Here is a 5,984-nt window from a genome sequence, read left to right on the forward strand (position 1 = left end):
GGCGAGGACGGACAGCGCGAAGCCGACCGAGAGGGCGAGCGCGGGATCCACCAGGACTAAGACGATCACGCTCGCCGCCAGGGAGGGCAGCACCGCCCTGGGACGGCCAATGGCGAGCCCGAGCAGGCCGACCAGACCCATCGCCCCGGCACGCAGCACGCTGGCCGAGGGCCGGGCGAGCACGACGAACCCGACGAGGGCGAGGGCTCCCACCGCGGCGCGCGACCGTGACCCACGCCCGGTCCATCCCATGAGGTAGAGCGCCGAGGCCGTCACGATGGCGACGTTGCTACCGGACACGGCCGTCAGATGGGACATTCCGGCGGCGCGGAAGTCCGCGCGCACCGCGTCGTCGAGCCCGGAGACGTCGCCGACCACGAGGCCGGGTAGCAGCCCGCGACGCGGTTCGGGCAGTCCCCCAGCGGCTCGACGCAGCCCGGCCCGTAGCCCCCCGGCGATTCGTTGGATCATGGTGGGCCCGCCGCGGGTCCGCGGTGGGCCGTTGGCGAACAGAACGGCGGCCACGGTGTCACCGACCCGAGGTTCGGCGAGCCTGCCGGAGACGACCAGGTGCTGGCTGGGCAGCAGAGCGCCCCAACCGCCGCCCCGCGCGAGCAGGACCATCGGGGCCCGGACCCGCAGATCCGCCGGGGGCGCGGTGAGGCGCTCCGCCCGGACGGAGATCACGAAGGTCACGCGATCGGCGCCGCCAGCGCCCTCTCCGGCTCCGGGCCCGGTTCCCGTCCGGACCGCGGTGGACGAGGAGGTGGCGCGGGGATCGTCGGTGACGACGACCTCGGCTGTGACCAGACGGCCATGCCGGACCAGATCGGCGAGCGGGCCGCTGTCACGTGGACGAGCCGCCAGTCCACCCGCGAAAAACCCGGCGGCCAGGAAGACGAGGGCCGTGAGAACGACGACGGCGACGGCGGAGCGCCGCCCGACGCCCCGGGTGAGCAGCGCGCTACGCGGCTGCGAGGGCAACGGCGACAGCGACGGCAACGGCAACGGCAACGGCGACAGCGGCGGCGACTGCGACTGCGACGGACGGGACCCGCCCGTAGCCACCTCGGCCCGATCGCCGCCCGGTCCTGGGCGAGTCGGCCGAGCGCCCCGCGGGCGGACCCGGACCAGCAGGAACACCGGAGCCGCGACGAGCACCGCACCGGCGGCGCCCAGCAACGGAACGGACGGCGGCCAGGTGCCGGCAACCGCCGGGCCCACCAGCCGGGCGTCCATCGGACGGGAAGCCCCGGACGGCCGTTCCGGCAGCGCGAGTCCCGTCTCCATCCCGACGTCGACCACCGGAGCGTCAAACCTTCAGCAATGGCAGCAGATCGGCCAGCCGCTTGTCGCCGACTCCGGTCACCTCCGCGAGCTGCTCGGGCGACCGGAAGGGCCCGTGCGCCGTGCGCCACTCGACGATGCGGCGAGCCAGCACGGGCCCCACCCTGGGCAGACCGTCAAGCTGCTCGGCGGTCGCGGCGTTCAGGTCGATCGGACCGGTCGCCGCGGTGGAACCGGCGGCGCTCGCGGTGCTCCCGCCGACGGGCCCGAGGCCGGTACCTGCGGGTTGCCCAGGCGGCGCCGGGCCGGGCCTGCCATCGACGAGGACCTGTTCCCCGTCGACCAACATCCGGGCCAGGGCAAGGCCGGTCGTGTCGGTGCCCGGGATCGCTCCCCCAGCGCGTTCGATCGCATCCACCACACGCGCGCCCGCCGGGAGCCGGACGACACCCGGCCGGGCCACCCGGCCGGCGACGTCGACCACCACCTCGCCGCTCGCCCCGGTGCGGGCGGCCCTGGTCGTCGGTGCCGAGGCCACGTTCGTATCCGTGGCGGAGGTGGGACCGGTGGCCCCGTGGTCCGAGTGGTCCGACCGGGCGTTGCCAGCCGCCGCCGACTCCCCCGTCCGGAGGGTACCGACCTCGGAGGAGGCGAGCGGTACCGGGCGGTGCTGCCAGGAGAACCAGGCGGTCATGAGCGCGGCGGCGAGGGCGACCAACGCGAGAACGAGGGCGGCCTGGGCTGCCGGCGCCACCATGATGCCATGCAGCGTAGCTGGAAGCCGCCTGCGGATGACGCCAACCAGATCGCCCCGCGGAACTCCCGGCGCCGTCCGGCCGGCCGATGGCCCGCGATCAGGTCCCCGGCCGCCTTCGTCCTCGCCATCGTCCATCTCGCGCCCCGGACGGGGGTGGACTAGATGGGGGTGGAACGGGCGGGGATGGAGCAGGCGGCGCCGATCCGTTCGACCGGCGACCGGCCGACCAAGATCAGCTCCGTCCGCCGCAAGCTCGTCCGCGGCCCATCCGTCGGCGGCCCGGTCCTCATCGAGGAACACGCCCTCGCGAATCCCGACCAGGTCGGACTCGTCGCCACCGATCTCCTGCTCGTCTTTGGTGAACGTGGCGTCGCGAACGCGGCGGGATCCACCAGCCGAGCCGTCTACTGGTGGGTCCGGCGGACGCAGCGGCACGGTGGCGTCGTCCGACGGCAGCAGGTCCAGCGATGGCCATCGCGATGAAACGGACGGTTCAGACGGAAATGCGCGGACGGGGAAGCGCGGCGGCGGGGCCGGCGGCGGGTACCCGGGACCAGGGGTGGATTCGACCATGGCTGGACCGTAGATCGATCACGGCGGCTCCCGCTCCGCTTGCCGCCGTCCTGTGGACAGCCGCCCGTCGTCCACAGCCCCCGCCCAGTGGCCTGCCGGGGTCCCGGTTCTGTCGCAGCCATGGGCTCGGCGGTAAGGTCCGCTCGACACTGATTGTGGGAGCACCACTGGGAGGTGCGCCGATGCGCGTGACTGTCGACTACGACCGCTGCGCGAGCAGCGGAACCTGTGTCCGTCTCGTCCCGGACGTGTTCGAGATCCGCGACGACGGCTTCCTCTACCTCCTCGACGAGGAACCCGACGACGCCAGGTGGGACAACATCCAGGAGGCTGTCGACTCCTGCCCAACCGAGGCGATCAGTGTCTCCGATAGCTGATCACGGCGTGGCGGTCGGTCCGACTCCCTGGAGGGCACGCCTCCGAAACGGATCCGACCGCTCGAACCCTCCACGGCGCACCAACCCCGCCGGCAGCCGGCCGGGAGTATGAGTCGCGGTAGCGGCTCACCAGAACCGGGTAGAGACCTTCTGACGAGAGCGGCCCGCGCATTTCCGGGCGGAGCCCCGACCCGGGGAGGTGCCTCGATGGCCACGATCTACCGGCAGCACCGACGTCAGCAAGCCCCCAGCGCGCTGTGGCCGGCGTTGCTCCTGCTCGGTGCGGCGGTCACCGTGCTGGGACTTCTACTGATCACGAACCCCTTCGCGACCGCCGGCACACTGGCGGTCCTCGCCGGAGTGGCACTCGTGCTCTCCGGCATCAGCGAGACGATCGCCGCGGTCCGGTCAGAGAACACCGCGGGGACTGCCCTGTTTGGGATCATGCTTGCGGTCGGCGGCGTCATCGTGCTGCTGTGGCCGGGAGCCACCCTCCGAGTCGTCGCGCTGCTCGTCGGCGCGATACTGATCATCACCGGGGTCGTCCGGGCCCTGGTGACCTGGGCGAGCAGATCCTCGCACGGGACCGGTCGCGGCATCGCCGGTCCGCTCATCCTGGCCGCGCTCAGTATCGTCCTCGGCGTACTGGCGCTGACCTGGCCGGGAGCGACGATCATGGCACTAGCGGTGATCTTCGGAATCCAACTGATCGTCACCGGCGTCACCGAGATCGCGCTCGGGCTCGCGCTTCGCCCGCGCGGTCACTCCTGACCTCCGGCGACCATCCGTTCTCCGGATTTCCGGCGGATCAACCCGCGATTGCCGAGCGCGCCCGCCGGGTCACCCGCCTCCCGGCCCGGCGGCAGTGCCTTTGCCCGGGGCATTGACGGGGGTATCAACCGGGTCGATACCGAACAACGACAGATCGACGGTGCCGCCCACCCTCGCGGACGAACCGGCACCACCGCCGACGGAACCACCGGACCGCTCCGGGTCCACCGCGAGAGCCGCCCGCCCGCCCGCCTGCGCGACGGCCGCGGCGACCACCGGATCGATCTCGACGGGATCGATGAGATGACGACCCTTGTTCCGGACACTGCCCACCTCGGCTGCGACCGGATGCGCCGCGACCACCCCGGCCGGCGCCGGCCACAGCAGCGAGGCGAACGCGGCGGGATCGCGGACCGAGGGATCCATCCAGCGATCCCAGGCGGCCTCGGGCAGGATCACCGGCGAGCGGTCGTGCAGGAACTCCAGCCCCGCGGCGGCTCCGGTCGTGAGGATCGTGAAGGTCACCAGCGGGGCCTCACCCCGGCGCCAGACCTCGTAGAGACCCGCGAACGCGAAGATCCCGCCGGTTGCGGGATGGCCCGCGGGACGGATGTAGAAGGGTTGCCCCCGCCGCGAGCCGCCACCCGGATGGAACCACTCGTAGAACCCGGTCGCCGGGACGAGGCAGCGCCGTGCGGCGAAGGCCGACCGGAACGCCGGCTTGGTCGCCGCCGTCTCCGACCGCGCATTGATCATCTTTGCGCCGATCGTCCGGTCCTTGGCCCAGGACGGCACCAGCCCCCAGGTCGCGAGGCGAAGGACCCGCTCGGTCCGGCCGGCCGGAGGCGGCTTCCCGGCCGGAGGGAGGTGCGCCTCACCCCGAAGAGCGCCGTCCGGGAACTCACGCGGCTCGGCGACGACGATCGGCATCGTCGAGGTGGGCGCCACGTTGTAGTTCTCCGTCACCGCGCCGGCAGTCTCGTCGTGAGCGGACATCGCCGCGGCGAGGTCGTCGGTCTTCAGCTTCTGGGTGTACCGACCGCACATGGCGCCAGTGTGGCACCCGGGTCCGACAGGTCGCAGGTTCCGCGCGGAGGTCGCCCGAACGCGAGGGTCGCCCGAACGCGAAAGTCACCCGAACAGCGCGGCGAGGCCACCGGCCAGCGCGCCGAGATTGACCAGGCCGAAGAACCCGACCCAGAGCGTCGGGGGCAGTCCGGTCAGCCGTGCGAGCTGATCCGGATCGGAATCCCCGGCCCGGCGCCGACGGCGCCCCCGCTGCACCTCGATCACCGGGCGGATCGCGCCCAGCAGCAGGAAGCACGCAATGTACGCGGCGAATCCGGCGCGCACGCTCTGCGGCGCGAACCAGGAGACCGCCAGGATTCCCGCGGTACTCCCCAGCACGGACAGGGCCCCGAAACCGTTGCGGATCACGAGCAGCATCGCCAGCAGCAGCGCCACGCACAACTGCAGTAGCAGACTCGTCCGGCCGGTGGCCAGCAGGCCCGCAGCTCCGAGACCGAGCAGGGACGGTGCCGTGTAGCCGGCGGCGACGGTCACGACGACACCCGCACCGGTCGGCCGCCCGGAGGACACGGTCACTCCGGAGGTGTCCGAATGCAGCCGAACGCCAGCCAGGCGGCGCCCGGTCGCGACCGCGGCCAGGGCATGTCCACCTTCGTGTGCAATTGTTATCACATGTCTAGATATCGGCCATAGGCGGTCGCTGAGTACCGTCAGGGCCGCCAGAATCGCGGCAACGACGAGCACCCACTGCGGCGGCGCCGGCTGCGCCGCGATGCCCCGGCGCAGAATCTCCATTTCCGTTCTCCCTCCCTCATCCGCGCGGTTGGTCCCGCTCCTCCACAGACGTCTGATACGAACATCATCGATCCTGCCCCCCGCCCGCACGCGACGTCGCCTTCCGGTGAAACCGGACCGCGGTATCGCCGGACATCCACGACGACCGGTGTCAGGGGGTGGGGGTAAGGTCGTGTCGCATTCGGCACACCGGTGAGACCGCGAGGAACATCGAGGAGTGGCCCGTCGTGGCGGAGTACGTCTACCGGCCGGTGGTCAGCATGGTGCGGGGACTTTTCGGCGCACTGCGCCTGCGTCTTGACATCCAGGGCACGGAGAACATCCCGGCATCGGGGGGCGGCATCGTCCTGATCAATCACGTCTCGTACCTGGACTTCGCGCTCGCGGGTCTGCCG

Annotated in this window: 8 protein-coding genes; 4 read left to right on the forward strand and 4 right to left on the reverse strand. The window is 72.0% G+C overall.

Features of this window, described 5'->3' with window-relative positions:
• Together ACY45C_RS15270 and ACY45C_RS15275 are read right to left on the reverse strand one after the other, a co-directional pair.
• Nucleotides 1-1,290: ComEC/Rec2 family competence protein (locus tag ACY45C_RS15270; protein WP_462188277.1), on the reverse strand; the 1,290-nt coding region annotated here is incomplete at its 3' end.
• A gap of 22 nt (nt 1,291-1,312) precedes the next feature.
• Nucleotides 1,313-2,044: a helix-hairpin-helix domain-containing protein gene (locus ACY45C_RS15275; protein ID WP_462188264.1), complete on the reverse strand. Its 732-nt coding sequence runs from the start codon at nt 2,042-2,044 to the stop codon at nt 1,313-1,315.
• A gap of 6 nt (nt 2,045-2,050) precedes the next feature.
• Here ACY45C_RS15275 and ACY45C_RS15280 point away from each other — a divergent pair, with 6 nt between their 5' ends.
• The 4 genes from ACY45C_RS15280 (at nt 2,051) to ACY45C_RS15295 (ending at nt 3,765) form a co-directional block, all read left to right on the forward strand.
• Entirely contained in the window at nt 2,051-2,206 is a 156-nt protein-coding gene (locus tag ACY45C_RS15280) for a hypothetical protein (RefSeq protein ID WP_462188265.1), read from the forward strand.
• Complete coding sequence (locus tag ACY45C_RS15285; protein ID WP_462188266.1) at nt 2,207-2,527, forward strand: hypothetical protein; 321 nt, start codon at nt 2,207-2,209, stop codon at nt 2,525-2,527.
• 272 nt (nt 2,528-2,799) lie between these two features.
• Complete coding sequence (locus ACY45C_RS15290; RefSeq protein ID WP_462188267.1) at nt 2,800-2,994, forward strand: ferredoxin; 195 nt, start codon at nt 2,800-2,802, stop codon at nt 2,992-2,994.
• 207 nt (nt 2,995-3,201) lie between these two features.
• Nucleotides 3,202-3,765, forward strand: a complete 564-nt coding sequence (locus ACY45C_RS15295; protein ID WP_462188268.1) for an HdeD family acid-resistance protein — start codon at nt 3,202-3,204, stop codon at nt 3,763-3,765.
• 69 nt (nt 3,766-3,834) lie between these two features.
• On the opposite strand, the gene ACY45C_RS15300 is transcribed toward ACY45C_RS15295, so the two are convergent.
• Both ACY45C_RS15300 and ACY45C_RS15305 read right to left on the reverse strand, forming a co-directional pair.
• Nucleotides 3,835-4,812 carry an SOS response-associated peptidase gene (locus ACY45C_RS15300; RefSeq protein ID WP_462188269.1) on the reverse strand — a complete coding sequence of 326 codons (978 nt, stop codon included), beginning with the start codon at nt 4,810-4,812 and terminating at the stop codon, nt 3,835-3,837.
• Between the two features lie 84 nt (nt 4,813-4,896).
• Nucleotides 4,897-5,589, reverse strand: a complete 693-nt coding sequence (locus ACY45C_RS15305) for a M50 family metallopeptidase (protein ID WP_462188270.1) — start codon at nt 5,587-5,589, stop codon at nt 4,897-4,899.
• Between the last annotated feature and the right edge of the window lie 395 nt (nt 5,590-5,984).

This window comes from Frankia sp. CcWB2 (assembly GCF_977927585.1).

Excerpts from the sequence above, each read along its gene's own strand:
- ACY45C_RS15295 (WP_462188268.1), top strand. The coding sequence starts at position 3,202 with ATGGCCACGATCTACCGGCAGCACCGACGTCAGCAAGCCCCCAGCGCG.
- ACY45C_RS15305 (WP_462188270.1), bottom strand. The coding sequence starts at position 5,589 with ATGGAGATTCTGCGCCGGGGCATCGCGGCGCAGCCGGCGCCGCCGCAG.
- ACY45C_RS15285 (WP_462188266.1), top strand. The coding sequence starts at position 2,207 with ATGGGGGTGGAACGGGCGGGGATGGAGCAGGCGGCGCCGATCCGTTCG.
- ACY45C_RS15290 (WP_462188267.1), top strand. The coding sequence starts at position 2,800 with ATGCGCGTGACTGTCGACTACGACCGCTGCGCGAGCAGCGGAACCTGT.
- ACY45C_RS15300 (WP_462188269.1), bottom strand. The coding sequence starts at position 4,812 with ATGTGCGGTCGGTACACCCAGAAGCTGAAGACCGACGACCTCGCCGCG.
- ACY45C_RS15275 (WP_462188264.1), bottom strand. The coding sequence starts at position 2,044 with ATGGTGGCGCCGGCAGCCCAGGCCGCCCTCGTTCTCGCGTTGGTCGCC.
- ACY45C_RS15280 (WP_462188265.1), top strand. The coding sequence starts at position 2,051 with ATGCAGCGTAGCTGGAAGCCGCCTGCGGATGACGCCAACCAGATCGCC.